The organism is Pseudomonas sp. PvP089, from assembly GCF_017875165.1.
In the GTDB taxonomy this organism is placed as follows: Bacteria; Pseudomonadota; Gammaproteobacteria; order Pseudomonadales; family Pseudomonadaceae; genus Aquipseudomonas; species Aquipseudomonas fortuita.
Genome location: NZ_JAGGME010000001.1, coordinates 401,944 through 428,337, shown reverse-complemented (window position 1 = coordinate 428,337; position 26,394 = coordinate 401,944). Strand labels below are relative to the sequence as shown.

The 26,394-nt window shown below is 63.1% G+C and carries 23 protein-coding genes; 13 read left to right on the top strand and 10 right to left on the bottom strand.

The genetic code is table 11. The features are described 5' to 3' along the window. The first annotated feature begins 2 nt into the window (after positions 1–2). Positions 3–617, top strand: coding sequence for a TetR/AcrR family transcriptional regulator (locus J3A71_RS01945; RefSeq protein ID WP_016489554.1), 615 nt, complete (start codon positions 3–5; stop codon positions 615–617). Between the two features lie 121 nt (positions 618–738). Here the strand turns inward: J3A71_RS01945 and J3A71_RS01940 are convergent, their stop codons facing one another. Continuing rightward, positions 739–1,515, bottom strand: coding sequence for a phasin family protein (locus tag J3A71_RS01940; RefSeq protein WP_096426862.1), 777 nt, complete (start codon positions 1,513–1,515; stop codon positions 739–741). A gap of 10 nt (positions 1,516–1,525) precedes the next feature. Further along, positions 1,526–1,945 (bottom strand): phasin family protein, encoded by a 420-nt coding sequence (locus tag J3A71_RS01935; protein WP_016489556.1) that lies wholly within the window; start codon positions 1,943–1,945, stop codon positions 1,526–1,528. A 182-nt stretch (positions 1,946–2,127) separates the two neighbouring features. Between J3A71_RS01935 and J3A71_RS01930 the strand changes: the two genes are divergently transcribed. Beyond that, positions 2,128–6,861, top strand: a complete 4,734-nt coding sequence (locus J3A71_RS01930; protein WP_096426863.1) for a DUF6543 domain-containing protein — start codon at positions 2,128–2,130, stop codon at positions 6,859–6,861. A 36-nt stretch (positions 6,862–6,897) separates the two neighbouring features. Here the strand turns inward: J3A71_RS01930 and J3A71_RS01925 are convergent, their stop codons facing one another. After that, the gene (locus J3A71_RS01925) at positions 6,898–7,173 is read right to left on the bottom strand and encodes a polyhydroxyalkanoic acid system family protein (protein WP_016489558.1); all 276 of its coding nucleotides are present in this window, start codon (positions 7,171–7,173) and stop codon (positions 6,898–6,900) included. Positions 7,174–7,297: 124 nt separating this feature from the next. Between J3A71_RS01925 and ubiE the strand changes: the two genes are divergently transcribed. The 11 genes from ubiE to J3A71_RS01870 all read left to right on the top strand — a co-directional run bounded on the left by ubiE (position 7,298) and on the right by J3A71_RS01870 (position 17,473). Next, positions 7,298–8,068: a bifunctional demethylmenaquinone methyltransferase/2-methoxy-6-polyprenyl-1,4-benzoquinol methylase UbiE gene (gene ubiE, locus J3A71_RS01920; protein ID WP_016489559.1), complete on the top strand. Its 771-nt coding sequence runs from the start codon at positions 7,298–7,300 to the stop codon at positions 8,066–8,068. Then, the gene (locus J3A71_RS01915; RefSeq protein ID WP_016489560.1) at positions 8,068–8,691 is read left to right on the top strand and encodes an SCP2 sterol-binding domain-containing protein; all 624 of its coding nucleotides are present in this window, start codon (positions 8,068–8,070) and stop codon (positions 8,689–8,691) included. Before ubiE ends, J3A71_RS01915 begins: the two co-directional genes overlap by 1 nt. Further along, positions 8,688–10,310, top strand: a complete 1,623-nt coding sequence (gene ubiB, locus J3A71_RS01910) for a ubiquinone biosynthesis regulatory protein kinase UbiB (protein ID WP_016489561.1) — start codon at positions 8,688–8,690, stop codon at positions 10,308–10,310. Before J3A71_RS01915 ends, ubiB begins: the two co-directional genes overlap by 4 nt. A 72-nt stretch (positions 10,311–10,382) precedes the next feature. Then, positions 10,383–10,775 (top strand): phosphoribosyl-AMP cyclohydrolase, encoded by a 393-nt coding sequence (gene hisI / locus J3A71_RS01905; RefSeq protein ID WP_016489562.1) that lies wholly within the window; start codon positions 10,383–10,385, stop codon positions 10,773–10,775. Position 10,776: 1 nt separating this feature from the next. Next, the gene (locus J3A71_RS01900) at positions 10,777–11,112 is read left to right on the top strand and encodes a phosphoribosyl-ATP diphosphatase (protein WP_016489563.1); all 336 of its coding nucleotides are present in this window, start codon (positions 10,777–10,779) and stop codon (positions 11,110–11,112) included. A gap of 25 nt (positions 11,113–11,137) precedes the next feature. Next, a complete protein-coding gene (locus J3A71_RS01895; protein ID WP_016489564.1) occupies positions 11,138–11,410 on the top strand; it encodes a twin-arginine translocase TatA/TatE family subunit in 273 nt (90 codons plus the stop codon). A gap of 3 nt (positions 11,411–11,413) precedes the next feature. After that, on the top strand, positions 11,414–11,791 hold the full coding sequence (tatB, locus tag J3A71_RS01890; RefSeq protein ID WP_016489565.1) for a Sec-independent protein translocase protein TatB: 378 nt from the start codon (positions 11,414–11,416) through the stop codon (positions 11,789–11,791). Beyond that, complete coding sequence (gene tatC, locus J3A71_RS01885) at positions 11,788–12,576, top strand: twin-arginine translocase subunit TatC (RefSeq protein WP_023047997.1); 789 nt, start codon at positions 11,788–11,790, stop codon at positions 12,574–12,576. Before tatB ends, tatC begins: the two co-directional genes overlap by 4 nt. Then, the gene (locus J3A71_RS01880) at positions 12,573–13,280 is read left to right on the top strand and encodes a 16S rRNA (uracil(1498)-N(3))-methyltransferase (RefSeq protein WP_016489567.1); all 708 of its coding nucleotides are present in this window, start codon (positions 12,573–12,575) and stop codon (positions 13,278–13,280) included. Before tatC ends, J3A71_RS01880 begins: the two co-directional genes overlap by 4 nt. A gap of 101 nt (positions 13,281–13,381) precedes the next feature. Next, on the top strand, positions 13,382–15,298 hold the full coding sequence (locus J3A71_RS01875; RefSeq protein WP_016489568.1) for a methyl-accepting chemotaxis protein: 1,917 nt from the start codon (positions 13,382–13,384) through the stop codon (positions 15,296–15,298). 231 nt (positions 15,299–15,529) lie between these two features. Continuing rightward, on the top strand, positions 15,530–17,473 hold the full coding sequence (locus J3A71_RS01870) for a methyl-accepting chemotaxis protein (protein WP_016489569.1): 1,944 nt from the start codon (positions 15,530–15,532) through the stop codon (positions 17,471–17,473). 120 nt (positions 17,474–17,593) lie between these two features. Here the strand turns inward: J3A71_RS01870 and J3A71_RS01865 are convergent, their stop codons facing one another. The 7 genes from J3A71_RS01865 to pip form a co-directional block, all read right to left on the bottom strand. Next, positions 17,594–18,328, bottom strand: a complete 735-nt coding sequence (locus tag J3A71_RS01865; protein WP_024717350.1) for an amino acid ABC transporter ATP-binding protein — start codon at positions 18,326–18,328, stop codon at positions 17,594–17,596. Continuing rightward, on the bottom strand, positions 18,321–19,283 hold the full coding sequence (locus tag J3A71_RS01860; protein ID WP_019472583.1) for an amino acid ABC transporter permease: 963 nt from the start codon (positions 19,281–19,283) through the stop codon (positions 18,321–18,323). Before J3A71_RS01860 ends, J3A71_RS01865 begins: the two co-directional genes overlap by 8 nt. Positions 19,284–19,360: 77 nt before the next feature. Continuing rightward, positions 19,361–20,158 (bottom strand): transporter substrate-binding domain-containing protein, encoded by a 798-nt coding sequence (locus tag J3A71_RS01855; protein ID WP_024717349.1) that lies wholly within the window; start codon positions 20,156–20,158, stop codon positions 19,361–19,363. 258 nt (positions 20,159–20,416) lie between these two features. Beyond that, positions 20,417–22,990: a glucans biosynthesis glucosyltransferase MdoH gene (gene mdoH / locus J3A71_RS01850; RefSeq protein ID WP_096426865.1), complete on the bottom strand. Its 2,574-nt coding sequence runs from the start codon at positions 22,988–22,990 to the stop codon at positions 20,417–20,419. Continuing rightward, entirely contained in the window at positions 22,983–24,722 is a 1,740-nt protein-coding gene (locus J3A71_RS01845) for a glucan biosynthesis protein G (protein ID WP_033734161.1), read from the bottom strand. Before J3A71_RS01845 ends, mdoH begins: the two co-directional genes overlap by 8 nt. Before the next feature lie 262 nt (positions 24,723–24,984). After that, on the bottom strand, positions 24,985–25,422 hold the full coding sequence (dtd, locus tag J3A71_RS01840) for a D-aminoacyl-tRNA deacylase (RefSeq protein WP_016489575.1): 438 nt from the start codon (positions 25,420–25,422) through the stop codon (positions 24,985–24,987). Next, on the bottom strand, positions 25,419–26,390 hold the full coding sequence (pip, locus tag J3A71_RS01835; protein ID WP_016489576.1) for a prolyl aminopeptidase: 972 nt from the start codon (positions 26,388–26,390) through the stop codon (positions 25,419–25,421). Before pip ends, dtd begins: the two co-directional genes overlap by 4 nt. Positions 26,391–26,394: the final 4 nt, after the last annotated feature.

The following is a 26,394-nucleotide window of genomic DNA, read 5'->3' as shown; positions in this document are numbered from 1 at the left end:
GGATGAAGACCCGCGACCGTATCCTGGAATGCGCCCTGCAGCTGTTCAACCAGCAGGGCGAACCGAACGTATCCACCTTGGAGATTGCCAACGAACTGGGCATCAGCCCGGGCAACCTGTATTACCACTTCCACGGCAAGGAACCCTTGGTGCTGGGCCTGTTCGAGCGCTTCGAGGACGCGCTGATGCCCTTGCTTGACCCACCCCTGGAAGTGCGCCTGGACGCCGAGGACTACTGGCTGTTCCTGCACCTGATTGTCGAGCACATGTCGCAGTACCGCTTCCTGTTTCAGGACCTCTCCAACCTCACTGGCCGCCTGCCAAAGCTGGCACGCGGCATGCGCAGCCTGATCAATGCCCTCAAGCGCACGTTGGCGGCGCTGTTGGCCAGCCTCAAGGGCCAGGGGCTGGTAGAGAGTGGTACGCAGGCGCTGGGGCAGCTGGTGGAGCAGATCACGATGACGCTGCTGTTCTCGCTGGATTACCAGCGTGTGCTGGGGCGCGAGGGGGATGTGGGGATCGTGGTGTACCAGGTGATGATGCTGGTGGCGCCGCATCTGCAGGCACAGGCGCGGGCGGCGGCGGAGCAGTTGGCTGTGCGCTACCTGGAGGGGTAGGCCTGCTGTTTCGGCGCTGGGGCCTTCGCGGGCATGCCCGCTCCCACAGGGCCTGCGCTGACCCGTTGATCGGCGCTGTCCCTGTGCGAGCGGGCAAGCCCGCGAAGAAGGCGATGCGGTATCAGATCAAGGTACCGGTGCCGTTTGGTGCCGACGGGGCGCTGCTGGCCGGGGCGGTGGCAGGTGTCGGTGCTGTGGTAGCGGCCGGGGCCGCGCTGGCCGCTGGGGCTGCCGGTTTCGCGGCTGCCGGCTTGGCCGGTGCTTTCTTCACCGCAGGTTTCTTCGCTGCCGCTGGCTTGGCCGCCGCAGCCTTGGCGGCGGCAGGTTTGGCCGCCGGCTTGGCAGCAGGTTTGGCCGCTGCCGTTTTAGCGGCAGGTTTGGCTGCCGCGGTTTTCGCCGCAGGCTTGGCCGCTGCTGCCTTGGCCAGTGGCTTGGCCGCTGCCTTGCTCGCAGCCGGTTTGGCCGCCGCAGCGCGCGACGAAACCGGCGTAACCGAAGCACCGGTCAGTTTCTCGATCTGCTTGGTCAGGCTGTCCACCTGCTGGTGCAGGGCCTTGATCTCGTTGCGGCTTGGCACACCCAAACGCGATATGGCGCTGTTCAGGCGCTTGTCGAAGGCTTCTTCGAGCTCGCTCCATTTGCCCAGCGCACGGTCTTTCACACCAGACACACGCGAGGTGGTCGAAGCCTTGGCGGTGTCGGCCACATCTTCAGCGGTCTTCTTCGCCTGTTTCTCAGCCTTCTCGCCATCCTTCACCAGCGAGTCGAACAGCTTAGGGCCGTCCTGGTCGATCTTCGAATAGATACCCAGCCCCGCCAGCCAGATCTTGCGGGAGTACTTCTCGATCCCGCCGACCCAGGAGCTGCTTTCTTTATCGGAATTCTTCTTGCCAGCCATCCTGCTCTCCTTATGGTTTGTGCGCGACGCGCTCAAGCAGCTCGTGCAGCTGTTCAAGCTTCACCGACAACGCCTCAACGTCATGTTTAGACGGAATGCCGAGGCGATTCAAGGCGCGTCCTACCCGCGCGTCGAAAGCTTTTTCGATCTTGTCGAGTTGAATTTCGACCTTGCCGCGTACGCGGCTGACTTCTTCAGCGGCGTCGTCGATCTGGTGGTTTGCAGCATCGAGCTCTTTGTCGATGCGTTTCTTGCCACGTTTTTCAACACCTTCGCCGGCCTTGACCAGCTCGCTGAAATACTCGGAACCTTCCTGGCCGACGCGGGCATAAGCGCCGATACCTGCTAGCCAGATCTTGCGCGCGTAGCCGCGCACCTCACCCAGCGTGCCCTGGGCGTCTTCCTTTTTCTTCACAGTCACTTTGGCCATGCTCAGTGCCTCATGTTCATCAGTGGAGGAGGATGCGCCCATGAATGCTGGGCTGACGCCTAAGGTAGGGAACAAAATTAGAAACCACACCCTAAGAACACGCATCACGACCTATCTACCTCACCCGGTACCCATGCAGCTTCTACCGTTCGCGCTCATTGACTAACCGGAGCTCGAATCGCATGGCTGTTTCCTCCTCGACAACCACCTATCGGCAGCTGGTGGCCAGCCGCTTCGCCAAACGCCCCACGCTACGTCAGCTGCTGGCTAGCGAAGGCTTCAGCGTGCTTGCCGATCGCTACCCGTGGATCGTTCGCAACTATCCGGACCTTGAAGGCCTCGAGCGTTTCACCGTGCTCAGGGCAGCACCTTCCGAGCCGCCAGTACAGCCACTGGTACCCCTGCTGCTCGAGCACTACCTGAACGGCCGCCCCATGGACCTGGGGGCGGCGGATCAGCTCAGCATCGCACCACCGCAACCCTTCTACCCCCAGGAGCAAGGTGCAAACCCTGCCAGTCAGCCGCGAATCACGCTTGATATGGCAATGCTCAACCAGGATTTCGACACACTGCTGGCCGCTCTGGGCGATGCGTTCGAGCAGGCCCAAATCAGCTTCTGGGCCGGCACTGACGGCATTTCCGAGCGCTCCAACGTGCGCTGGCTGGCACATCTGCTGAAAGCTTCGCTGCTGAACGGGGTTGAACGCCAAGGGCTGGATGACACCGCCAAAGGCACGCTCTATCGCTTGCTGGAGAATGGGGCCGACACCCCCGCCGTCAGCGGCCTGCAGATATCGCTGGGCATGTCGGGCAACACCCAGTCGTTCACCCTGGCGGACCTTGTATTGTTCGGCCCCGATCAGGTGCTGTGGTGCAGCCCTGCGGGCAAAGTACGCCGCTACGTGGATGCAACCACCTTTGCCAGCGCCCTGCGCGACCAATTGGCGCAAGCCTATCGCTTCGAGGCGTTCAGCTGGGCACATCGCCCCTTGCTGGGCGACCCCTTCGAACACCAGGCCACCGCCATGCTCAACAGCATTCTTGAGCGCCTCGGCCGCCTGAGCCTGGCCTCGTTCAGCACCGTCGAGGAGCTGGAACAGACGCTCGACGCCGTTACAGACCCCGCCTCCGATATTTCCGGCCAGTGGCTGGTGAACGAAGCCCAACCAGACATCGCCCTGCCGGCCTGGCTGGCTTCGGCGGCCGCCAGTGACCGCCTGCTGTACAGCGACGCAGTGCTGCGGCTATGCGCTCGCCAGGCGCAGGCGGGCAGCAAAGGTTCGCTGGACGACATCGAACCCCTGGACACCTATGCCAGAAGGCGCCTTCGCGAGCGCATGCAGCTCGACCACCCCGACCAGGCGCCGCTCGACCCTGACCTGCTGCTGATAGAGATTTCCGTCGTGGTTCCTGTGTCTTCGACAGGGCCGGCCGTGCTGCGGCACCTCAAACGCATAACCCTGACCGAGATGGCCGTAGTGCGCCTGCACACCGACCTGAACGAAGTGGCATCTGGCCTGACCTATCAGGGGCGCCAGCCGGAGCAAGCCTGGATGACCCTTGATTACCTCCAGGCACTGGTCACCGAGGTGGACATCGGCGGCCAGTACCCGGTGCACGTGGCGGCCCAGTTGCAGGCATTCGAGCATGACCCCGAACAAGTCCAGCGCTTCGCCCGAGAATGGCGTGGCAATCTGGCGTTCACGGCCCTAAAGGCGAAAATTGACGGCCAGATTGGCGAGACCGCCTGCCTGGCTGTTGTCGAATTCTGCCTGGGCAAAGCGCTGCCAGCAGAACCGTTGACCTTCTCGCCACTGGTGCTGCAACCGTTCAAGGGTGCCCCTGAAGGCGACACTGTGCAGGGCATGTTTGTGCTGCACGTCCAGGCCAGCGCCAGCTATTTGCTTTACCGCCCGTTGTTTGCCGAACAACCCTTGGCAGAACATGCCAGCCTGGATGCACTGATGACTCAGATCCAGACCAATCCACAACTGCAACAGAACGTGCTCGACTGGGTAGATGACGAAAACCGGGCCGTCTATCAGAATGGCGGCTTCCTTCGGCCCCACCTGCATCCGCGCATGTCGAAACTGGCGCACTGGCTGGGCGGTGGCACAGCGTGGACAGATGCTGCGCTGGAGTCGCTGCGGACCCCGGTTACCCTGGTGCATGAGCCTTGGCAGGGCGATCTGGACATCAAGCTGCACGAGGCGAGAGTCCAGGCGCTATTGCTTCTTGCCTCGCGCCAGACGGTCTCGAACTCACAGCAGCGCTGGGCGCTGGCCTGGCAGCTTGGCTGGATGCTGTTCAACGCCACCACGCCACTGCTGCGAGGCCCGGCGGCGGCCGTGGCCTGGGTGGTGGCTGCAGTGGCAGCATTGAAGGACGATTTGTCTGCCCTCACTCAAGGCACACCCGAAGCGCAGGCCTTGGCAGTCACTGACCTGCTGGCCAATGTCGCCATGTTGTTGATTCATGACGTTGGCAGCGTCACACCTGAGCCCCCTTCGGCCCGGCTGCAAGGCCCTCTGCCACGGCTTGAAAGCCTGGAAGCCCGACCGTCAGCTGCTGCGGCCTGGCGGGAGGCACCGGACGAAGGCGCCTGGCAATCGCCGGTTCCGACCCAAACCCACGTCACGCTGTTGAGCTGGGGCGACAACCAACGCTTGGGCAACCTTCCAGCGCCAACCCGACAAGCGCTGGGTCAACTGCAGGCCAACATTTCCCTGCAGGGGCGCACGGTGCAGCGCCAAGGCAGGCTTCGAGGGCTGTATGCCATCGAAGACCGCTACTACGTGAAGTTGCACGAGGTCGCCTACGAGGTGCTGGAAAGCGAGACAGGCCTGCGGATCATCGGCCCGCCGCAAAACGTGGATGAATGGCAAGCCCGCTGGGGTGGCAACCCGGACGGCTACCATATCGTTGGCCGCCAACGCAGTTACGGCCCCTGGCTGACACGCCGGAACGATACCTGGGTACTGGACCTCGCCCTGGCAGGCGGCATGCCGAAAAGCCGGCAGCAGATCATTGCGCAAAACCAACAGCAGTTCGACAGTTTGAACCAAGCGGTGTCTGCCAATCACAATGCCCTGAAAAAGATCAAGCCGCTGCTGGATGCCAACCAGCAATTGATGACCGACTACGATGCCGAGGCGAACGCCTTCGGGAAGGCCCTGGCCAGGGCAGGTGGCCAGGCAGCCATGGACGAGCACTTGCAGCAACAGAACCGGGACCTGGCTGCCCGGCGTCTCGAGCTTATGCCGCAGATTCGCACGATATCGCTGTGCCTGGAAAAACAAGCGTCACTGCTGCAGACCAATGCCTCCCTCCTGCGCCAGCTGATGGAGCCCAGGTTCGCCAGGCTCGACCCGCTAGGCACCGCCCGACGCAGCCTGGGTGTCCTTTCCGAAACGCAGGTCGAGAACGACATCCTCTTGCTTCGCCGTCTGCTGGAACAATCGGACCACCAGGGCCTTGAGCAAAAATCTGTCGGCCTGAAAAAAGTGCCTGTGACCGATGAGCAAAAACAGCGCCATGTTTCGTTTCGCCAGGCAGTGCGTGACACGCTGGACATCGTCAGCCGCCTGCGCACGGTCAGTGAGCGGCTTGACACCCTCTTGCCCCGAATGCTGGAGGACCCGCTGATCACGTTCCCGAACAAGGACAAGAAAGCCAAGGTCGAAGCGGCCATCGCGCTGCGGCCCTATTCAACACTGGTCATTCGTGCGCAGCAGCTGAGCGACATGGCGTACCTGTTGCTGGACAAGACGCGCCTGACCGAACAGGTGGCCATCGATCTTCTACCGGTGCAGCAATCACTGGACAGCAGGCAGTTCTCACAAACCGTCTGGACACATGATGGGATCGCGACTGCAAACCTGCCCCAGGAAGAGCAGGCAGCGTTGCTCGGCGACGCATTGCGCGAGTATGAGACCACGCTCGGCAAGGCCCAGTACCTACAATCCTTCGAGCATCCGGCCATCGACCAGACCATACTGCAAGCGTACATCGAGGAATTGTCGGTACTGGTGCACATCACGGAATCACAACTAGCCAGCGCCCTGGTCAACGTCGACAGCGGCGCAAGCCCCGCCCCCGCCCCAGTGATGTACCGTGTACATCCTCGCAAGAGCATGGTGATCAGGACGGCGCAAGGTCGCAGGTTACTGGTTGACCGGGCGCAAGGCAGCAACCGGGCGGTTCAACATGACCCCGTCACTCAGCAACCTGCCAGCACCTTCGAGCAGCGCGACGGCGAGTGGTTCGAGCTGGCACCGGCGGAACCACCGGTGGCCCTCGACACCTCCGAACTGCGCCAGCGCGCCACCAGCCTGCTCGCCAGCCGTGAGGAGCGAATCGCCAAGGCCGCACGCCATATCCACGAGCCGAATGCCCTGTCCAACCTCATGGACTGGCATATCGAAGACATGCTCGAGATCGCCGTCAAAATCAAGGGCATCAAGGACGATCCCCGGTTGGCCGCGTTAACTGGCGAACTGCGTGAAGCGGTAGCCTACGTGCGGGCGGAGAAACAACGGCTGCTTACCCAGTCCTACCTCACCACACATCACCCCGATGCCACCGCATTGCGCTACCTGCATGAACAACAGCGCCTGCAGATCACGCCAACCGTGGCAAGAAAACCGACGCGTCGCGCGGATGATTTTCTGGACGTGTATGAGATCAGAGACACGCATGCCCCCGCAGCGGTGCTTTGGGAGGCGCATTTTCATTACCGCAGCAAGCAGGCCAGCGCCCTCGACTTCGCCAAGGGTCACTTGAAGTTCTGGGAGCCCCGGAGCCTGGAGCGAGAGGAACAACTCAAGCAGGCCACAACCGCCGAGCGGATCAAGATCTACCGGGGCGATCTGAAGCGCGAAGATGTGGCAGACATCATACCGTTCCCTGCCGATTGATCGTGGGACGGGCCGACCTCGGTCGGCCCGTCAGGCTCAGACCAGCGCCTTGTCCAGCGCCCGCTCGATTTCACCCTTGATGGTGCCGCTCATCATCGACAGCATCATGCCCAGTTTCAGCTCCACACGGATGATGTCTTCGCCAATGTGCACGCTGCCGTTGGCACCGCTGCGCGCCACATCGACCCGGTCACCGTTCCAGGTGGCCTTGAGGTCGTATTCGCGGCTGAGCTTGTCGACCAGCGCTTGCGCCTTGGCGCGGGCAGCATCGCGGCCGAGGGAGTGTTTGCGTTCAACGCTGATCTGGGTCATACGGGCATTCCTGAAGATGTAGACATAATTGGCATTATGCCCGCCCCTGCCCACTGGCACACCCCGCCAAGACAAATCCGCCCGTTCGCCCTAGAATGGCGGTAATTTTTTCCGGTGAAGCGATATGAACGACCAGCGCAAAGGCGACCACGCCGAACCCACCACCCACTTTGGTTACCAGGACGTACCTGAAAGCCAGAAGGCGAAAAAAGTCGCCGAAGTGTTCCACTCGGTGGCAGCCAAGTACGACCTGATGAACGATGTGCTTTCCGGCGGCATGCACCGCCTGTGGAAGCGCTTTACCATCGAGCTGTCGGGCGTGCGCAGCGGCAACCGGGTGCTGGACATCGCCGGCGGTACCGGTGACCTGGCTGCCAAGTTCTCGCGCCTGGTCGGCCCGACGGGTCAGGTGGTGCTGGCCGACATCAACGAGTCGATGCTCAAGGTTGGCCGTGACCGCCTGCTGGACCGTGGTGTAGCCGGCAACATCGAGTTCGTCCAGGCCGACGCCGAAAAACTGCCGTTCCCGGACAACCATTTCGACTGCGTAACCATCGCGTTCGGCCTGCGCAACGTCACCCACAAGGACGAAGCCATCCGTTCGATGCTGCGCGTGCTCAAGCCCGGTGGCCGCCTGCTGATCCTGGAATTCTCCAAACCGACCAGCAAGCTGATGTCCAAGGCCTACGACGCCTATTCGTTCGCCTTCATGCCGCTGGCGGGCAAGCTGATCACCAACGACGCCGAAAGCTACCGTTACCTCGCCGAATCGATCCGCATGCACCCGGACCAGGAAACCCTGAAGAGTATGATGGTCGAGGCCGGTTTCGACCGCGTCACCTACCACAACATGACCAGCGGCATCGTTGCCGTGCACCGGGGGATCAAACCCTGATGCTGCTGGCCGGGCTGCTCGCCAGCGTCGAACATGGCCTGAACCGCGTCCTGCGCATGGACAGCACGGCCCTGCCGCGGCTGGCCGCGCTGGAAGGCAAGGTCATCGAGATAGACTGCCGCCAACCGGCCCTGCAGGTCTTCATCCTGCCCGATGAAGACGGCCTGATGCTCGCCGCCCACTGGGAGGGCGAGGTCGACTGCAGCCTGCGCGCACCGGCCGGCAGCCTGGCGCAACTGGCCTTGGCCGGGGACAAGACCGCCGTGCTGCACAGCCCGCAGGTCGAACTGCATGGCGACAGCGCCGTGCTGCTTGACCTGTTCGGCGTGCTGCAGGACCTGGAACTGGACTGGGAGCACGAACTGCAACGCTGGCTCGGCCCGGTCGCCACGGCGCTGCTGGCAGGCCACATCCGCCTGCGTGCACGCTGGACCCGGCAGGGCCTGGCGCGCTTCAGCCAGAACCTTTCCGAGTACCTGGCCGAAGAGTCCCGCGCCCTGGTAGGCAAACGCGAAGCCGAAGCCGCCTTCAGCGAACTCGATGCCCTGAAGCTCGATACAGAACGCCTCGAGGCGCGCATCAAGCGCCTCTCCCGATCCCTTGATACCAGCGAAAACGCATGAAGCTGCTCGCCGTCCGCCGTCTTTTTCGCATCCAGCGTGTGGTGATTCGCTACCGTCTCGATGACCTGCTGTTCGATCAGCCATTGCTGCCCTGGTGGCTGGCCAGCCTGCGCCTGCTGATGCCGTGGCGCTGGCTGCCACGCAAGCCCACTGAGCTCAGCCGTGGCGCGCGCCTGCGCCTGGCGTTGCAGGACCTGGGCCCGATCTTCATCAAATTTGGCCAACTGCTGTCCACCCGCCGCGACCTGCTGCCCACCGATATCGCCGACGAGCTGATGTTGCTGCAGGACCGCGTGCCGCCGTTCGACCCGAAACAGGCCGTGGCACTGATTGAAGCGCAGCTGGGCGCGAAGGTTGGTGAGGTGTTCAGCCGCTTCGACGTCGAACCGCTGGCCTCGGCCTCGGTGGCCCAGGTGCACGCCGCACGCCTCAAGACGGGCGAAGAGGTGGTGGTCAAGGTCGTGCGCCCGGGCCTGAAGCCGGTGATCGCCCAGGACCTGGCCTGGCTGTTCCTGATTGCCAAGGCCGCCGAGCGCGCCTCGGCGGATGCCCGCCGCCTGCACCCGGTGGAAATCGTAGGCGACTACGAAAAAACCATTTACGACGAGCTCGACCTGCTGCGCGAGGCTGCCAACGCCAGCCAGCTGCGGCGCAACTTCGAAGGCTCCGAGCTGATGTACGTGCCCCAGGTCTACTGGGACCTGTGCCGCCCTAAAGTGCTGGTGATGGAGCGCATCTACGGCGTACCGGTGACCGACATGGCCACCCTGGCCGACCAGCGCACTGACATGAAGCTGCTGGCCGAGCGCGGGGTGGAGGTATTCTTCACCCAGGTTTTCCGCGACAGCTTCTTCCACGCCGACATGCACCCGGGCAACATCTTTGTCAGTACGGTCAAGCCGTGGAGCCCGCAGTACATCGCCATCGACTGCGGCATCGTCGGCAGCCTGACCGCCGAGGACCAGGATTACCTAGCGCGCAACCTGTTTGCCTTCTTCAAGCGTGACTACCGCCGCGTTGCCGAGTTGCATATCGACTCCGGCTGGGTGCCGGCGCATACCAAGGTCAACGAATTCGAAGCGGCGATCCGCACCGTGTGCGAACCAATCTTCGAAAAACCGTTAAAGGATATTTCCTTCGGCCAGGTGCTGATGCGCCTGTTCCAGACGGCGCGGCGCTTCAACATGGAAGTGCAGCCGCAACTGGTGCTGCTGCAAAAGACCCTGCTCAACATCGAGGGCCTGGGCCGCCAGCTGTACCCCGACCTGGACCTGTGGAGCACCGCCAAACCCTACCTCGAACGCTGGATGCGCGACCGCTACAGCCCCAAGGCCGTGCTCGGCAACATTCATGGGCAGGTGGAGCAGTTGCCGCACCTGACCAACATGGCCCGAGACCTGCTCGAACGCCTGTCGCAACCGCACCTGCACGATCCGCAAATGCCGGAACGCCGCCGCCAGGGTGATCGCTGGGCACTGCGCCTGCTGGGCGCCGGCCTGCTCGGTGGCGGCGCGGTGCTGGCCGCTGGCGCCGCCGAGGCCGCCAGCCTGGCCGCCCCTGCAGCCTGGCCGGCCTGGCTGATGCTGGCCGCAGGCCTTTACCTGATCGTGCGCCAATAGCCAGCCGCGCCTGCGGCTGGCACACTAGCGCAAAGGGCCCGATACAGGAGCGGGCCCGCTTTGGAGTCGACGATGAAAGACTGGCTGGACGAGATCAAGTGGAACAGCGACGGCCTGGTACCGGCAATCGCCCAGGACCACAAGACCGGACGCGTGCTGATGATGGCCTGGATGAACCGCGAATCGCTGTCGCTGACCGCCAGCGAACAGCGCGCCATCTACTGGTCGCGTTCGCGAGGCAAGCTGTGGCGCAAGGGCGAAGAGTCCGGGCATGTGCAGAAGCTGCATGAAATGCGCCTGGACTGCGACGCCGACGTGATCATCCTGATGGTCGAGCAACTGGGCCATATCGCTTGCCATACCGGTCGGGAAAGCTGCTTCTACCGCGTCCATGAAGACGGCCAGTGGAAAATCGTCGACCCGGTCCTCAAGGACCCGGATGCCATCTACAGCGCAGGACACTGACATGAGCGACACCCTCAACCGCCTGGCCGAAGTGCTTGAAGAACGCAAGCAAGCGGCGCCTGACAGCTCCTATGTGGCCAGCCTGTACCACAAAGGCCTGAACAAGATCCTCGAAAAGCTCGGCGAAGAGTCGGTCGAAACGATCATTGCCGCCAAGGATGCTGCCGTCAGCAAGGATTACAGCGATGTCATCTACGAAACCGCCGACCTGTGGTTTCATAGCCTGGTGATGCTCAGCGCGCTGGGCCAGCATCCGCAAGCCGTGCTGGATGAGCTGGACCGCCGTTTCGGGCTGTCCGGGCACGATGAAAAGGCCGCTCGACAGCCTTCGGCTTGAGCACAACGCATTCTAGGAGAGCACCATGGGTATTTTTGACTGGAAACACTGGATCGTCCTGCTGGTTGTCGTGGTCCTGGTGTTCGGCACCAAGAAGCTGAAAAACTTCGGCAGTGACCTGGGCGAGTCGATCAAGGGCTTCCGCAAGGCCATGAACGAAGAAGAAACCAAGCCGGCCGAGCAAACGCCGCCGCCAGCCCAACCGGTGCCGCCGGTGCAAAACACTGCCCAGCCGCAACAAGGCCACACCATCGAAGGCCAGGCCCAACCGGTCCAAGAGCCGCAGCGGAAAGACTGACCCATGTTCGGCATCAGTTTCAGCGAGCTGCTACTCGTAGGTCTGGTCGCGCTGCTGGTGCTCGGCCCCGAGCGCCTGCCCGGAGCCGCGCGCACGGCAGGCCTGTGGATTGGCCGGCTCAAACGCAGCTTCAACAGCATCAAGATGGAAGTGGAGCGCGAAATTGGCGCCGACGACATCCGCCGCCAGCTGCACAACGAGCACATCCTGCAGATGGAAGAGGAAGCCAAGCGCATCCTCAACCCGATGACGCCACCCGCGCAGCCGCCGGTAACCACGGCCAGCGTGCAGCCACCTGCCGGGCTCGAAGCCAGGCCGGTCGAAGCACCTGCTGCCCCGGCCGTACCCTCTGAACCGCCTCAACCGCCGCGAGCCCCATGAGCGAGAATCCGGAACACGACCAGCCGATGCCGCTGGTCTCGCACCTGACCGAACTGCGCACCCGCCTGCTGCGCTGCGTTGCCGTCATTTTCCTGATCTTTGCCGGGCTGTTTTCCTTCGCCCAGCAGATTTACACCTTGGTCTCGGCGCCGCTGCGCGACCATTTGCCGGCCAACGCGACGATGATCGCCACCGACGTGGCCTCGCCGTTCCTTACGCCGTTCAAGCTGACCATGATCGTGTCGCTGTTCCTGGCCATTCCGTTCATTCTCCAGCAGATCTGGGGCTTTATCGCGCCAGGCCTGTACCGCCATGAAAAACGCATTGCCATTCCGCTGCTGGTGTCGAGCATTCTGTTGTTCTACGCCGGTATGGCCTTTGCCTATTTCCTCGTGTTCCCGCTGATGTTCAAGTTCTTTGCCGCCGCCACCCCGGCAGGCGTGGCAATGATGACCGACATCGCCAACTACCTCGACTTCGTGATGACGCTGTTCTTCGCCTTTGGCGTTGCCTTCGAAATCCCGGTGGCGGTGGTGTTGCTGGTGTGGATAGGCGTGGTCGACGTGAAGTACCTGAAGAAGATCCGCCCTTACGTGATCATCGGCTGCTTCGTGGTCGGCATGATCCTCACCCCGCCGGACATTTTCTCCCAGACCCTGCTGGCCGTACCTATGTGGCTATTGTTCGAGGTCGGCGTGCTATGTGGCAGCCTGATCCGCAAGCGTAGCGCCCACGACGAAGCAGCCAACGACCACAACGACCAGCCACCAGCGACCCAACCGTGAACCTGTTGCTCCTCGAAGAGGCCGACTTCGTCTCGGCCGACCGCGTCGTTCTCGCCGACCGGCGCTTCACCCACATGCAGGAGATCCACCGCGTGGCGGTGGGCGACCACCTGCGGGTGGGCCGGCTCAACGGCCTGATGGGCCAAGCCACGGTACTGCGCCTGGAAAAGCACGAAGCCGAACTTGAAGTGACCTTCGACCAGCAGCCACCGGCCAAGCTGCCGTTGACCTTGGTACTGGCAGTGCCGCGGCCAAAAATGCTGCGACGGCTGTTCCAGACCGTGGCGACCCTCGGCGTATCACGGCTGATTCTGGTGAACAGCTACAAGGTCGAGAAAAGCTTCTGGCAAACACCTTTCCTGCAGCCCGAGAGCATTCGCGAAAACCTGATCCTCGGCCTGGAACAGGCGCGTGACACGGTGCTGCCCGAGGTGATCATCGAGAAACGGTTCAAGCCTTTCGTCGAAGATCGGCTGCCCGCCATCGCCGCGGGCACCCTGGGCCTGGTCGGTCACCCCGGCCCCTACCCTGCCTGCCCGCGTGCCGTGGAACAACCCGTAACCCTGGCCATCGGCCCCGAGGGCGGCTGGATACCCTACGAAATCGAGCTGCTGGGCAAGGCTGGCCTGGCACCGGTGCAACTGGGTGATCGCATCCTGCGGGTAGAGACCGCCGTGACTGCGCTGCTTTCGCGTATTTTCTGACGCAAACGCCACTTTTTTGGCCATCAAGTTTCCCTCCCCCGGGCCGATGGCCTTGGCAACACAACAACTATTTGTGCTGCCAAGCCGCCGGGGAGTCGTACATGTATCAATGGTTAGCCCAATCGCTGGGCAATGTGAGCGTGAATCGCAAACTGGGGCTGGGTTTCGGCCTGGTGCTGCTGTTGACCCTGGCTATTACCCTGGCCGGCTGGCACGGCATGGACAGCATCATCGACCGCGGCGACAAGCTGGGTAACATCTCGGTCATCCAGCAGTACACCCAGGAACTGCGCATCGCCCGCCAGCATTACGAGCGCCGCAGTGATGACGCATCGGTGGCCGAGCTGGAGAAAGCACTGGCCAACCTCGACCGCCAGGTGCAGCTGATGCTCGGCCAGATCGAACACCCCGCCGACCGCCAGCGCCTGGAGCAGCAGCGCGAGGCGGTGCGCATCTACCAGCAGGCGTTCAACGAGCTGAAGCAGGCGGGCCAGCGCCGCGAGGCCAGCCGTAGCGTGCTCGGCGACAGCGCCGACAAGGCGGCAGAGCTGATCGGGCGCGTCCAGCGCGGCCTCCTGCAAGCTGGCGATATCAGCCAGTACCAGCACGCGGTAGACGTCAGCGCCCTGCTGCAACAAGCGCGCTTCCAGGTGCGTGGCTACACCTACAGCGGCAATACCGACTTCCAGCAAACGGCGCTGAAGGCCATCGACCAGGCCCTGGCCGAGCTGCGTGCATTGCCAGCCAAAGTGCCGGCCGAACATGCCGCCGGTCTCGACGATGCCGCCACCGCCATGGGCGGCTACCGTGATGCGGTCACCCAGTTCGGCAATGCACAGGCTGCCAGCGAGCAGGCCCTGCAGCACATGGCCGAGCAAGGTACGTTGCTGCTGCAGACCAGCCAGGCGATGACCACCTCGCAGACCGCCGTGCGTGACGCCGGGGCCACCCAGGCCAAGACCCTGCTCGCCGTGGCCACCGGGTTGGCCTTGGCCCTCGGCCTGCTGGCGGCATGGGCTATTACCCGGCAGATCATCATTCCCCTGCGCCAGACCCTGCGCGCCGCGGAGCGGGTCGCCAGTGGCGACTTGACCCAGAACCTGCAGGTAAACCGCCGCGACGAACTGGGCCAGTTGCAAGCGAGCATGCAGCGCATGACCCAAGGCCTGCGCGAACTGATCGGCGGCATCGGTGACGGTGTCACTCAGATCGCCAGTGCCGCAGAGGAGCTGTCGGCGGTGACTGAGCAGACCAGCGCCGGGGTCAACAACCAGAAGGTCGAAACCGACCAGGTTGCGACCGCCATGAACCAGATGACGGCCACCGTGCACGAAGTGGCACGCAATGCCGAACAGGCCTCGGAAGCTGCCTTGATGGCCGACCAGCAGGCCCGCGAAGGCGACCGTGTGGTGGGCGAGGCCGTGGCGCAGATAGAGCGGCTGGCGGGTGAAGTGATCAACTCCAGCGAAGCGATGAACCAGCTCAAGACTGAAAGCGACAAGATCGGCAGTGTGCTCGACGTGATCAAGTCGGTGGCCCAGCAAACCAACCTGCTGGCCCTGAACGCCGCGATCGAAGCCGCCCGCGCTGGGGAGGCCGGGCGTGGTTTTGCCGTGGTCGCCGACGAGGTGCGCAGCCTGGCCCAGCGCACCCAGCAGTCGACTGAAGAGATCGAAGAGCTTATCGCCGGCCTGCAAAGCGGCACACAACGGGTGGCCAGCGTGATGGACAACAGCCGCCAGCTGACCGACAGCAGCGTCGAGCTGACCCGCCGTGCCGGTACCTCTCTGGAAACCATCACCCGCACGGTGTCGTCGATCCAGGCGATGAACCAGCAGATTGCAACTGCTGCAGAGGAACAGACCGCCGTTGCCGAGGAGATCAACCGCAGCGTGATGAATGTGCGGGATATATCCGACCAGACCTCGGCGGCAAGTGAAGAGACGGCCAGTTCCAGTGTGGAGCTGGCGCGGCTGGGGACCCACCTGCAGGGGTTGGTGGGGCGGTTCAAACTCTGACCCCGCCATTTCAGCTTCGCCGCACCTATTGCCGGGGCCGCTTTGCGGCCCTTTTTGCGACGCCTGGCAGCCTCCGTAGAGGCTGCGCCGCAGGGCGATTCTTCCTACAGTCGCCAGTGCTTATTCCTACCTGATTATCAGGTCAAGTCCTACAGCTCCCCTGCCGATTGGCAGAGATGTGATGCCAGCAATGCGCCTGCATCCTCCCTCTCATTCGCTCGGAGACGCTCTATGTTCGCCTACCTCAACCGCAAGCTTGGCAATATCAGTGTCGCTGCCAAGCTGGCCCTCGGCTTCGCCGTAGTGCTGCTGCTCACACTGGCCACCACCATCAGCGGGTGGCGCGCCCTGGATGACGCCATCGTGCGCTCACAGCAACTCAGCGAAATAGGCCTGATCAACGACCTGACCAAAGACCTGCGGGCAGAACGCATCACCTACCGCGTGCTCAACGACGACACCAGCAAAGCGCGCATCAGCAGCATCCTCGAACAACTCAACAACATGCTGACCACCCTGCAAAAACGCAGCAACGTCGATGAATCAAGACAGTTGCTGACCGAAAAGCTGGCGCTGTTACAGCGCCTGCGCGGCGATTTCAGCGAATTGCAACGTAGCACCGGTAACCGCAGCACGCTGCGCGAAGCCATGCAGGCTCGGGAACAGGCACTTAATGATGCGATCGACGAGCTGCAGACCCAAGCCCTGCTGAGGATGCCAGCCGACAGCCAGCAAAGTGGTGTACTGGGCCTGATGGACACCCTCACCCGGCAGGTCGAAGGGGCCAATCAGCAAAGCCTGGTGCCAGCCTATACCTTCACTCCGGTCGAGGATTTCGCAAAAGTCGGCGACAACGCCCTGGATGCTGCCAAAAATAGCCTTGGGCAACTGCTTGCCGGCCTTGCGCCGCTGGGTTTGCCACGCGCAGTCAGCGAGCAGCCCGGTGTCGAGCTGGCCAAGTACCGCGCCGCCCTGGACGAGTACCGCCACGCCGCCATACGTGTCGAGCAGCTGCAGAACAATATGGAAAATATGGGCAATGAGCTGCGCGCGGTCAGCCTCGAATTGGGTAAACGCAAGGTCGAACAACGTGACAGCGAAGCCTTGGCCGCACGCTCGCTGCTGACCAGTGTGGCGCTGCTGGCACTGGCGGTGGGCGTATTGGCTGCGTGGCTGATCACCTTGCAGATCACCCAACCGCTGCGCCAGACGCTGGCCGTAGCCGCACGTATCGCCAAGGGTGACCTGAGCCAGGTTGACGCAGTGCAACGCCGTGATGAAATGGGCCAGCTGCAAACCCGCATGCGCGAAATGACCTTGAGCCTGCGCGAGTTGATCGGCGGCATCGACCAGGGGGTCGGGCAGCTGTCACAGGCTGCTACACAACTGGCGGCCAGCAGCGAGGACACCAAGCTGCGCATCAACCAGCAGCGCGAGGAAACCGACCAGGTGGCTACCGCCATGAACCAGATGAGCGCAACCGTGCAGGAAGTGGCACAGAATGCCGAACAAGCCTCGCAGGCCGCGACCAACGCTGACCAGCAGGCGCAGATGGGCGACCAGGTCGTGTCCGAAGCCATCGGCCGTATCGAGCAACTGGCCGGGCAGATGGATCATTGCCTGGCGGCCATGCAGCACCTGGCGGGCGAAAGCCAGCGCATTGGCAGCATCCTTGACGTGATCAAGTCGGTGTCCGAACAGACCAACCTGCTGGCGCTGAACGCCGCCATCGAGGCGGCCCGTGCAGGCGAAGCCGGCCGTGGCTTTGCCGTGGTGGCCGATGAAGTACGCGGTTTGGCCCAGCGTACCTCGACGGCGACCGAGGAGATTGGCCAGCTGATCGACAGCCTGCACAACGGTACGGACGACGTGACCCGTTTGCTGGACAGCAGCAAGCGCCTGACCGAGCAGAGCGTGGCGCTGAGCCGCAGGGCCGGGCAGGCGCTGAGCCAGATCACCGACACAGTGTCGAGCATCCAGGGCATGAACCAGCAGATTGCCACGGCCAGCGAAGAACAGAGCGTGGTGGCCGAGCAAATCAACCGAAGCGTGATCAATGTGCGGGATGTGTCGGATCAGACCAGTGCGGCCAGTGAGCAGACGGCGGCTTCGAGCGGGGAGCTTGAGCAGCTGGGGCAGCAGTTGCGGGGGATGGTGGGGCGGTTCAACCTGTGAAATGCCGGGGCCGCATTGCGGCCCATTCGCGGGACAAGCCCGCTCCCACAAGCATCACGCACCCTGACAGCAGCCGGGCACCTGTGGAAGCGGGCTTGTCCCGCGAAGAGGCCGGTGCGGTTACAGCACCTGGCGCAGGAACGCCTGCGCGCGCGGGTCCTTCGGCGCATCGAAGAACGCCCCAGGCGCGGCATCTTCAAGCAGCTTGCCATGGTCGAAGAACAGCACCCGGTCCGCCACTTCGCGGGCAAACCCCATTTCGTGGGTGACGCAGACCATGGTCATGCCTTCCTGGGCCAGGGTCTTCATCACGTCCAGCACCTCGCCGACCATTTCCGGGTCCAGCGCCGAGGTCGGCTCGTCGAACAGCATCACTTTCGGGTCCATCGCCAGGGCGCGGGCAATTGCCACCCGCTGTTGCTGGCCGCCGGACAGGCGCGACGGGTACTCGTTGGCCTTCTGCGAAATACCCACCTTCTCCAGCAACGCCCGGGCCTTGGCTTCACGCTCGGCCTTGTTGCGCTTGCGCACCACCTTCTGCGCCAGGCACAGGTTTTCGAGCACGGTCATGTGCGGGAACAGGTTGAAGTGCTGGAACACCATGCCGACTTCGCGGCGGTAGGCGTTGATGTCGGTCTTTGGGTCGGCCAACTGCAGGCCGTCGATGGCCACATGGCCTTCGTCGAAATGCTCCAGGCCGTTGAGGCAGCGCAGGAAGGTCGACTTGCCCGAGCCCGATGGGCCGAGCACTACCACCACTTCGCCCTTGGCGACCTGGGTGGTGACATTGTCCACAGCCCGGACCACTTGGCCACGGGTGTCGAACACTTTCAGCAGGTCACGGACTTCAATCACTTTGCGCAAGCCTCCGCTCGAGCCGGCTGGCCAGGTGCGACAGCGGCAGGTTGATCAGCAGGTACAGACCTGCCACGCAGAACCAGATCTCGAAGGTCGAGAACGAGGTGGTGATGGCCTCGCGGCCGCTTTTGGTCAGTTCGGTAATCGCAATCACCGAGACCAGCGAGGTGTCCTTGACCAGGCTGATGAACTGGCCAGCCAACGGCGGCAGCACGCGTTTGAAGGCTTGCGGCAAGATCACGTGCCGCATTGACTGGCCAGCGTTCAGGCCCAGCGAGCGGGCGGCTTCGTTCTGGCCCTTGGCGATGGACTGCACGCCAGCACGGACGATTTCCGCCACGTAGGCGCCCGTGAACAGTGCCAGCGCGGCCACCCCGGCAAACTCGCGGGACAGGTTGAGGACGGTGCCGATGAAGAAGTAGAAAATGAAGATCTGCACCAGCAGCGGCGTGCCACGCACCAATTCGACATAGACGGTTGAAAGGTCGCGCAGGGTCGGGTTGCTGGACAACCGGCACAGCCCAGCGAACAGGCCGATGACCAGGCCCAGGGCGCCAGACACCACCGACAGCCACAATGTGGTCCACAGGCCCCAGGCCAGCGGGCCGGCTGCCCAGTGGCGGGTGACACCGATCTGGTCGCCTTCGGCAACATCGTCGCCGCGGCTCAGTTGCAGGCTGTCCTTGGCCACGTCGAGCACCTGCTCGTCACCTTGCTCGTCCTTCAGTGTGACGCGAGCGTTATCGCCGGCAATGACGATGTCCTGCACGGTGCCGTAACCGGCGGCGCGCTGTACGTCCTCGGCCTTGTAGGCGAAGTACTGGGGTACACGGTTCCAGCGCCACTCGTAGGACATCATCGAGGTGGCCATGTACAGGCTGATCGCCAGGCCGACCAGCACCAGGGCGGTCAGCCCGTGCCAGGGCCACTGGGCTTTCTTGTGTTTGATCACGTGGGGTACTTCCGTAAATGCGAACGCGCAGGGTTTGCCTGCGCGTCGGGGTCAAAGCCGGGCTTGTGGCCTGGGCCTTATTCCATGTCCTTCAGCCAGTCCTTGTTCTTGAACCACTTGTCGTGAATACGATCGTAGGTCCCGTCATGCTTGATCTGGTGCAGGAAGTTGTTGATGAAGTTGATGCTGTCGTAGTCGCCTTTCTTCAGGCCGAAGGCCAGCGGCTCGTAGGTGAAGGGCTCTTCGAGGAACAGCAGCTTGCCGGCACCGGCCTTCTCCACGGCGACCACGTTGTACGGCGCGTCATAAACGAAGGCGTCAGCCTTGCCGTTGACCACGTCCATGACCGCTTCCTGTTCGTTGTCGTAGCCGTGGTACTTGGCTTTGCCGATCAGCTTCTTGGAGACCATTTCGCCGGTGGTGCCCAGCTTGGACGTCAGGCGGTACTTCTCATTGTTCAGGTCCTTGTACGACTTGATCTCGCCCGCCAGCTCCTTGCGGATCAGCAGGGTCTGGCCAACCACGATGAAGGGTTCGCTGAAGTTCAGGCGCAGGTTGCGTTCCTGGGTCAGGGTCATGCCGCTGCCGATCATGTCGAACTTGTCGGTCAACAGGGCCGGGATGATGCCGTCATAGGCGGTGGACACTGCCTCGAACTTGACGCCCATGGACTTGGCCATGGCCTTGAGAATGTCGACTTCGAAGCCGATGATCTCGCCACGCTTGTTGGTCATCTGGAACGGCATGTAGGTCGGGTCCATGCCCACCTTCAGGGTACCGCGCTTGACCGCGTCATCAATGGCGCCTGCCTGGGCCGCAGTTACAGCGACCAGGGCGGTTACACCGACCAGCAGTCGCGAAAGGTATTGCTTGATCATCACCAAGTCCCCTAGCAAGAAAAGTAGCGAATCTTATTGTGTTGGCACGGCCGTACTGGCCGAGGCGTCGTATCGGAATGGGATGCTAACGCATGGCGGCTCGGGGACCTAGCGCCGGGGGGGACTTTGTTGGCCAAAATCGAATGCATGGGCTGTTAAAAGCTTCGCGGGGCAAGCCCGCCCCCACAGGGACCGCACAGCATTCAACAACTGTGAGGTCCCTGTGGGGGCGGGCTTGCCCCGCGAATGGACGGATCAGGCGCCGACGAGTGCCGGTTGGCCTTCATTCTCCGGATGCAGCGGCAACAACGGCGAGTGCGGGTCATTTTTGATCGACGCGCGCCACACATCGATCCACGCCGCGTTGTGCTCTGCCCATACCTGCTCGTGCAGGCGGGCCAGCGCAACCGGGTCGCTGAGCAGGGCCAGGCGAGTATTGAGGTCCAGCCCTTTCGGCCCGACTTCCATGGCCTTGCCCACGCGCTCGGCACGCAGCGCTTCGATCGGCGCCGCCTGGCCATGACGGGCAGTGGCCATGGCACAGGCCAGGGCGTTCTGCCGGGGGTCGACCACAGCCCGCACAAAGCCGTCATGCAGGGCATGCCAGCGGTTTTCGTGGGTGTACTGGTCGGTGGCCAGCAACTCTTGTGGGGTGGCGTATTCCTCCGGGATGAGGAACAGCTTCTCGTCCTTGGCCGCAAGGCCCAGGCGAGTGCGGCTGGAAATCACCGAAACCGGGATCGACAGCACCAGCGAGCCAACGATTGGCGCCAGCCACCACAGGAAGCTCGGGTTCAACCACGCCACCAGCGCGGCCCAGGCAATACCCAGCAGGGTTTGCGGACCATGGCGACGCACAGCCTCGCTCCACGGCGTGGAGTCGTCGTCACGCTGTGGCGAGTTCCAGGTCGCCGCCCAGCCGAGGAACGCGGCCAGCACGAAGCGGGTGTGGAAGATCATGCGCACCGGTGCCAGCAGCATGGAGAACAGCATCTCCATCAGCATCGACAGGGTGACCTTGATCCGCCCGCCAAACTCGACGGCGCCCTTGGCCCAGATCAGGATGATGCTGAGCAGCTTGGGCAGGAACAGCAGCACGATGGTGGTGGAGAACAGCGCCACGGCCTTCTCCGGGTGCCACTGTGGCCAAAGCGGGTAGAGCTGGTACGGCTCGATGAAGTACTGCGGCTCCATCAGGGTGTTGGTGGCCAGCAACGCCGTCGACAGCACCAGGAACAGGAACCACAGCGGCGCCGACAGGTACGACATCACCCCGGTGAGGAACACCGCACGGTGCACTGGGTGCATGCCCTTGACCAGGAACAGGCGGAAGTTCATCAGGTTGCCGTGGCACCAGCGCCGGTCGCGCTTGAGCTCGTCGAGCAGGTTGGGCGGCAGCTCTTCGTAACTGCCCGGCAGGTCGTAGGCGATCCACACGCCCCAGCCGGCACGGCGCATCAGCGCAGCTTCGACAAAGTCGTGGGAGAGAATCGCACCGGCAAACGCCCCCTTGCCCGGCAACGGCGCCAGGGCGCAGTGCTCGATGAACGGCTTCATGCGGATGATCGCGTTGTGGCCCCAGTAGTGCGACTCGCCCAGCTGCCAGAAGTGCAGGCCAGCGGTGAACAGCGGGCCGTACACGCGGGTGGCAAACTGCTGCATGCGTGCATACAGGGTGTCCATGCCCGAGGCTCTAGGCCCGGTCTGGATGATGCCGGCGTCCGGGTTGGCCTCCATCAGGCGCACCAGGCTGCTCAGGCACTCACCGCTCATGACGCTGTCTGCGTCCAGCACGACCATGTACTTGTACTCGCCCCCCCAGCGACGGCAGAAGTCGTCGAGGTTACCGCTCTTGCGCTTCACACGGCGCCGACGGCGGCGGTAGAAGATGCGGCCGAAGCCTTTGGTTTCGCGGCACACGTCCAGCCAGGCTTGTTGTTCGGCCACGGCAATGTCGGTGTCGTTGGTGTCGCTGAGCACGAAGAAGTCGAAGCGGTCGAGGTTGCCGCTGGCGGCCACCGACTCGAACGTTGCGCGCAGACCGGCGAACACGCGAGGCACGTCTTCGTTGCAGATCGGCATCACCAGTGCGGTACGCGCCTCGGGTGCAATCGGCTCGTTGCCGGCGCTGCTGCCCGAAATCTTGTATTTGTCGCGCCCGGTAAGCAGCTCAAGGAAGCCCATCAGCGCGGTCCAGAAGCCCGCCGACACCCAGCAGAACAGGATACCGAAGAGGATCAGGATGGAAGTTTGCAAGGCATACGGCCACACCTGCACCACGGTATCCCACAGCGGCTGGCTGAGGACTTCGTCAAGGTCGACGAACGACCAGCCCTGGTACGGCAGGATGCCCTTCATGTACCAACCGGCGATGATGGTCTGGCCGATCATCAGGGTCAGCAGGATGTAACGGCGGATAGAGCCCACCGTGCGCCAGCGTGCCGGCGGCAGCTCGCGCTTGGGCGGCTGCGGCGCGTTGGTGCGGCCGGTCATGCGCCGCCACATGCGGATCAGCACGTTGGTGCGCCAAGGCTCGGGCACAACTTTGGTGCGTTTGATCGGCGGGGCGATCTTCAGGCAAAGGCGGCCGCTGCCGTCGACGCCGAGCATTTCGGCCTCTTCCAGCTCGGCGGCGCTGCCCACGGTCAGGCGCGGGCCCACCGAGGCCTGCACGGCCTCGGCAGCGTTGGCGGCCGGGTTGGCCGCCAAGCGTTGGTGCAGCTCACTGAACGACGTGCAGCTGGCGAGTTCCGCCCGTTGCTCGTCACTCAGTGGTAGGTGAGCCAGGTACTCGCCAAGCGATACTGGCCTTGCGTTTGAGTTACTCATCGGCAGGCAACTGATAGCTCCAGGTCTCGGTCAGCACCTTCTCGGTGGTGGCCGGGGTCCCGTTGGTGGGCGCCGCATCGGCGGCAGGTTGTTCGGCCTTGGCAGGTTGCTCAGCCTTGACGGCTTTCTCGGCCTTGGCATGCTTGGCTGCGGCCTTGTCCTGCTTGGCGTCCTGGGCAGGCTTGGCGGTTTCGGCCGGCACATCACGCACCAGCGCGGCACGCATTTCGGTCGACTTGTTAGCTTCCTTGATCTTCAGGCGCAGGGTCAGGCGCCAGCCCTTGGTCTCAGGGTTATAGCGCAGATTGTTCTCGACCACCTCGGCATTGTCGCCAACGCTGATCTGGCTGCGCACCGCGGTGTCTTCCGGCAATGCGGCCAGGGCCGGCCCGGCGAAGTCGACCAGGAAGGCCACGCTGCCGTCTGGCTGGCGGATCAGGTTGGACTGTTTCACGTCACCGGTGGAACGCAGGGTCTGCTTGACCGAGCCCAGCTCAGGGGCCTGGAACTTCGCCTCGTCGATGGTCCAGTGCAGGCGGTAAGCGTACTCGAACGGCTTGCCTGGCTCCGGCAGTTTCTCCGGGCTCCAGAAGGCTACGATGTTGTCGTTGGTCTCGTCGGCGGTCGGAATTTCGACCAGGTCGACGGTGCCCTTGCCCCAGTCGCCCTTCGGCTCGATCCAGGCGCTTGGGCGCTTCTGGTAGTTGTCGTCGAGGTCTTCGTAGTCGCTGAACGCGCGCTGGCGCTGCATCAGGCCGAAACCACGCGGGTTCTCGACGCTGAAGTTGCTCACGGCCAGGTGTTTAGGGTTGTTCAGCGGGCGCCACAGCCACTCGCCATTGCCGGCGTGAATCGACAGGCCTTCGGAGTCGTGCAGGGCCGGACGGTAGTTGAGGACCTTGGACGGCTGGTTGGGGCCGAACAGGAACATGCTGGTCAGCGGGGCAATGCCCAGGCGGCTGACCTGGTCACGCAGGAACACGCGGGACTGCACGTCGACCACGGTGTCGTTGCCCGGGCGCAGGGTCAGCTTGTAGGCGCCGGTAGAGCGCGGCGAATCCAGCAGGGCGTAGATCACCAGATGCTTGTCGGCCGGCTTGGGCTTCTCGACCCAGAACTCGGTGAAGCGCGGGAATTCCTCGCCCGACGGCAGCGCGGTGTCGATGGCCAGGCCACGGGCCGACAGGCCATAGACATGGCCCTTGCCGACCACGCGGAAATAGCTGGCGCCAAGCAGGGTCATGATCTCGTCCTGCTTGTCGGCCTTGTTGATCGGGTACAGCACGCGGAAACCGGCGTAACCCAGGTTCTTGGTGGTTTCCGGGTCGTGGGGCACGTCACCGAACTCGAAGCGGCTCGGGTCGTACTTGATTTCCTCGACCTTGGTAGCGGTGACTTCGTTGATTTTCACCGGGGTGTCGAAGTGCATGCCCTGGTGGTAGAACGACAGTTTGAACGGGGTCTTGTCCTTGGCCCACTCGGCCTTTTCCTGCAGGAAATGGATTTTCTGGTAGTCCGCGAACTTCATGTCGCGGAACACCGCCGGCAGGTTGCTTTTGGGTACGTCGTACTTCTGGCCGGCCAGATCCTTTGCCTTGGCTGCAACATCGTCAAGATTGAATGCCCACAGCTGGCCCGCGCTCATCAGGCCGACCAGTGCCACACTGGCCATCAGGGCCTTGCGTAGCCGGATGCCGGGGATTCTTGATGCTTTTTGGGGACTAACAATCACGAGCAACCCTCGCCGAAAACAGATCATGAAACCAACGGCCAGCGACAAATGCCGGGTTGGCGAGCACTGTTCGGACCCCGTGAGGGCGTAATGATTCCCCAAACGGATCCAGACAATGCTCGAGTCAGAGTGAAACGAACCTGCGAACGCAGGTCCATGCAGCGCGCGATTATCCAGCAGGTCGCGTGACAACGCATCAGGCTGAACCAACTATTTATCGTACAAAACCCCTTGTTTTCTTATAAACAAAGGGTTTTTGACCTCATATTTGTAACATAAATGTTACGGGGCCATCATTGACCAGATGCACCTGCATGTCCGCACCGAACTGCCCGCTCGCCACGTTGGCATGCTGGCTCTTCGCTCGCTGCAAAAGATAGTCGAACAATTCAGCTCCGAGGGCCGGCGGCGCTGCCGTCGAGAAGCTCGGGCGCATGCCGTTGCGGGTGTCTGCGGCCAAGGTGAACTGCGACACCAGCAGCAAATCACCCCCGACGTCCTTCAACGACAGGTTCATCTTGCCCTGCTCATCGCTGAACACACGGTAGTTCAGCAGCTTGTGCAACAGTTTGTCGGCCTGCTCGCGGGAATCTTCAGGCTCGACTGCCACCAGCACCAGCAAACCCTGGTCGATGGCGCCGACAACCTCCCCCGCCACTTCAACCCGCGCACCGCGCACGCGCTGCAGCAAGCCCCTCATGCTTCTTCCAGGGGCAGGTCAAGCAGGCGGCGGGCCATCTGGTCGGCGGCACGCACCAGCGCATCGGTGATGCCCGGCTCGGACGCAGCGTGGCCAGCGTCACGAATGACCTTGAGTTCGCTGTTCGGCCAGGCCTGGTGCAGGGCCCAGGCGTTATCCAGCGGGCAGATCACGTCATAGCGACCGTGCACGATCACCGCTGGCAGATGGGCGATCTTCGGCAGGTCGCGGATCAGCTGGTCCGGTTCGAGGAAGGCGTTGTTCATGAAGTAGTGGCACTCGATACGCGCAATCGACAGCGCCCGCTGCGGCTCGGAGAAGCGGTCGACCACCAGCGGGTTCGGGCGCAGGGTGGCGGTACGGCCCTCCCAGGTTGACCAGGCCTTGGCAGCGTGCATCTGGGCAATCTGGTCATTGCCGGTCAGGCGCTTGTGGAAGGCCTTGACCAGGTCCCCGCGCTCTTCCGGCGGAATCGGTGCGATGTAGTCTTGCCAGTAGTCGGGGAACAAGCGGCTCGCACCCTCCTGGTAGAACCACTCGATCTCCTGCGGCCGGCACAGGAAGATGCCACGCAGGATCAGCCCATGGACACGCTCGGGATGGGTCTGGGCGTAGGCCAGGGCCAGGGTCGAGCCCCACGAGCCGCCAAACAGCACCCATTTGTCGATGCCAAGGTGCTCGCGAATGCGCTCCAGGTCCTCGACCAGGTGCCAGGTGGTGTTGTTTTCCAGGCTCGCATGGGGCGTGGAGCGACCACAGCCACGCTGGTCGAAGGTGATGATGCGGTACAGGTTGGGGTCAAAGTAGCAGCGGCTCTGGGCGTCGCAGCCAGCACCCGGGCCTCCATGGATGAACACCACGGGCAGACCTTCGGGCGAGCCACTTTCGTCGACATACAGCACATGCGGCGCTTCCACGGCCAGATCGTGCCGGGCGTAGGGTTTGATCTGCGGGTAGAGGGTCTGCATTGCG

Bases quoted from the DNA above. Each gene is read 5' to 3' on its own strand.
- J3A71_RS01945 (WP_016489554.1), top strand. From the start codon at position 3: ATGAAGACCCGCGACCGTATCCTGGAATGCGCCCTGCAGCTGTTCAAC.
- J3A71_RS01940 (WP_096426862.1), bottom strand. From the start codon at position 1,515: ATGGCTGGCAAGAAGAATTCCGATAAAGAAAGCAGCTCCTGGGTCGGC.
- J3A71_RS01935 (WP_016489556.1), bottom strand. From the start codon at position 1,945: ATGGCCAAAGTGACTGTGAAGAAAAAGGAAGACGCCCAGGGCACGCTG.
- J3A71_RS01930 (WP_096426863.1), top strand. From the start codon at position 2,128: ATGGCTGTTTCCTCCTCGACAACCACCTATCGGCAGCTGGTGGCCAGC.
- J3A71_RS01925 (WP_016489558.1), bottom strand. From the start codon at position 7,173: ATGACCCAGATCAGCGTTGAACGCAAACACTCCCTCGGCCGCGATGCT.
- ubiE (WP_016489559.1), top strand. From the start codon at position 7,298: ATGAACGACCAGCGCAAAGGCGACCACGCCGAACCCACCACCCACTTT.
- J3A71_RS01915 (WP_016489560.1), top strand. From the start codon at position 8,068: ATGCTGCTGGCCGGGCTGCTCGCCAGCGTCGAACATGGCCTGAACCGC.
- ubiB (WP_016489561.1), top strand. From the start codon at position 8,688: ATGAAGCTGCTCGCCGTCCGCCGTCTTTTTCGCATCCAGCGTGTGGTG.
- hisI (WP_016489562.1), top strand. From the start codon at position 10,383: ATGAAAGACTGGCTGGACGAGATCAAGTGGAACAGCGACGGCCTGGTA.
- J3A71_RS01900 (WP_016489563.1), top strand. From the start codon at position 10,777: ATGAGCGACACCCTCAACCGCCTGGCCGAAGTGCTTGAAGAACGCAAG.
- J3A71_RS01895 (WP_016489564.1), top strand. From the start codon at position 11,138: ATGGGTATTTTTGACTGGAAACACTGGATCGTCCTGCTGGTTGTCGTG.
- tatB (WP_016489565.1), top strand. From the start codon at position 11,414: ATGTTCGGCATCAGTTTCAGCGAGCTGCTACTCGTAGGTCTGGTCGCG.
- tatC (WP_023047997.1), top strand. From the start codon at position 11,788: ATGAGCGAGAATCCGGAACACGACCAGCCGATGCCGCTGGTCTCGCAC.
- J3A71_RS01875 (WP_016489568.1), top strand. From the start codon at position 13,382: ATGTATCAATGGTTAGCCCAATCGCTGGGCAATGTGAGCGTGAATCGC.
- J3A71_RS01870 (WP_016489569.1), top strand. From the start codon at position 15,530: ATGTTCGCCTACCTCAACCGCAAGCTTGGCAATATCAGTGTCGCTGCC.
- mdoH (WP_096426865.1), bottom strand. From the start codon at position 22,990: ATGAGTAACTCAAACGCAAGGCCAGTATCGCTTGGCGAGTACCTGGCT.
- dtd (WP_016489575.1), bottom strand. From the start codon at position 25,422: ATGAGGGGCTTGCTGCAGCGCGTGCGCGGTGCGCGGGTTGAAGTGGCG.
- pip (WP_016489576.1), bottom strand. From the start codon at position 26,390: ATGCAGACCCTCTACCCGCAGATCAAACCCTACGCCCGGCACGATCTG.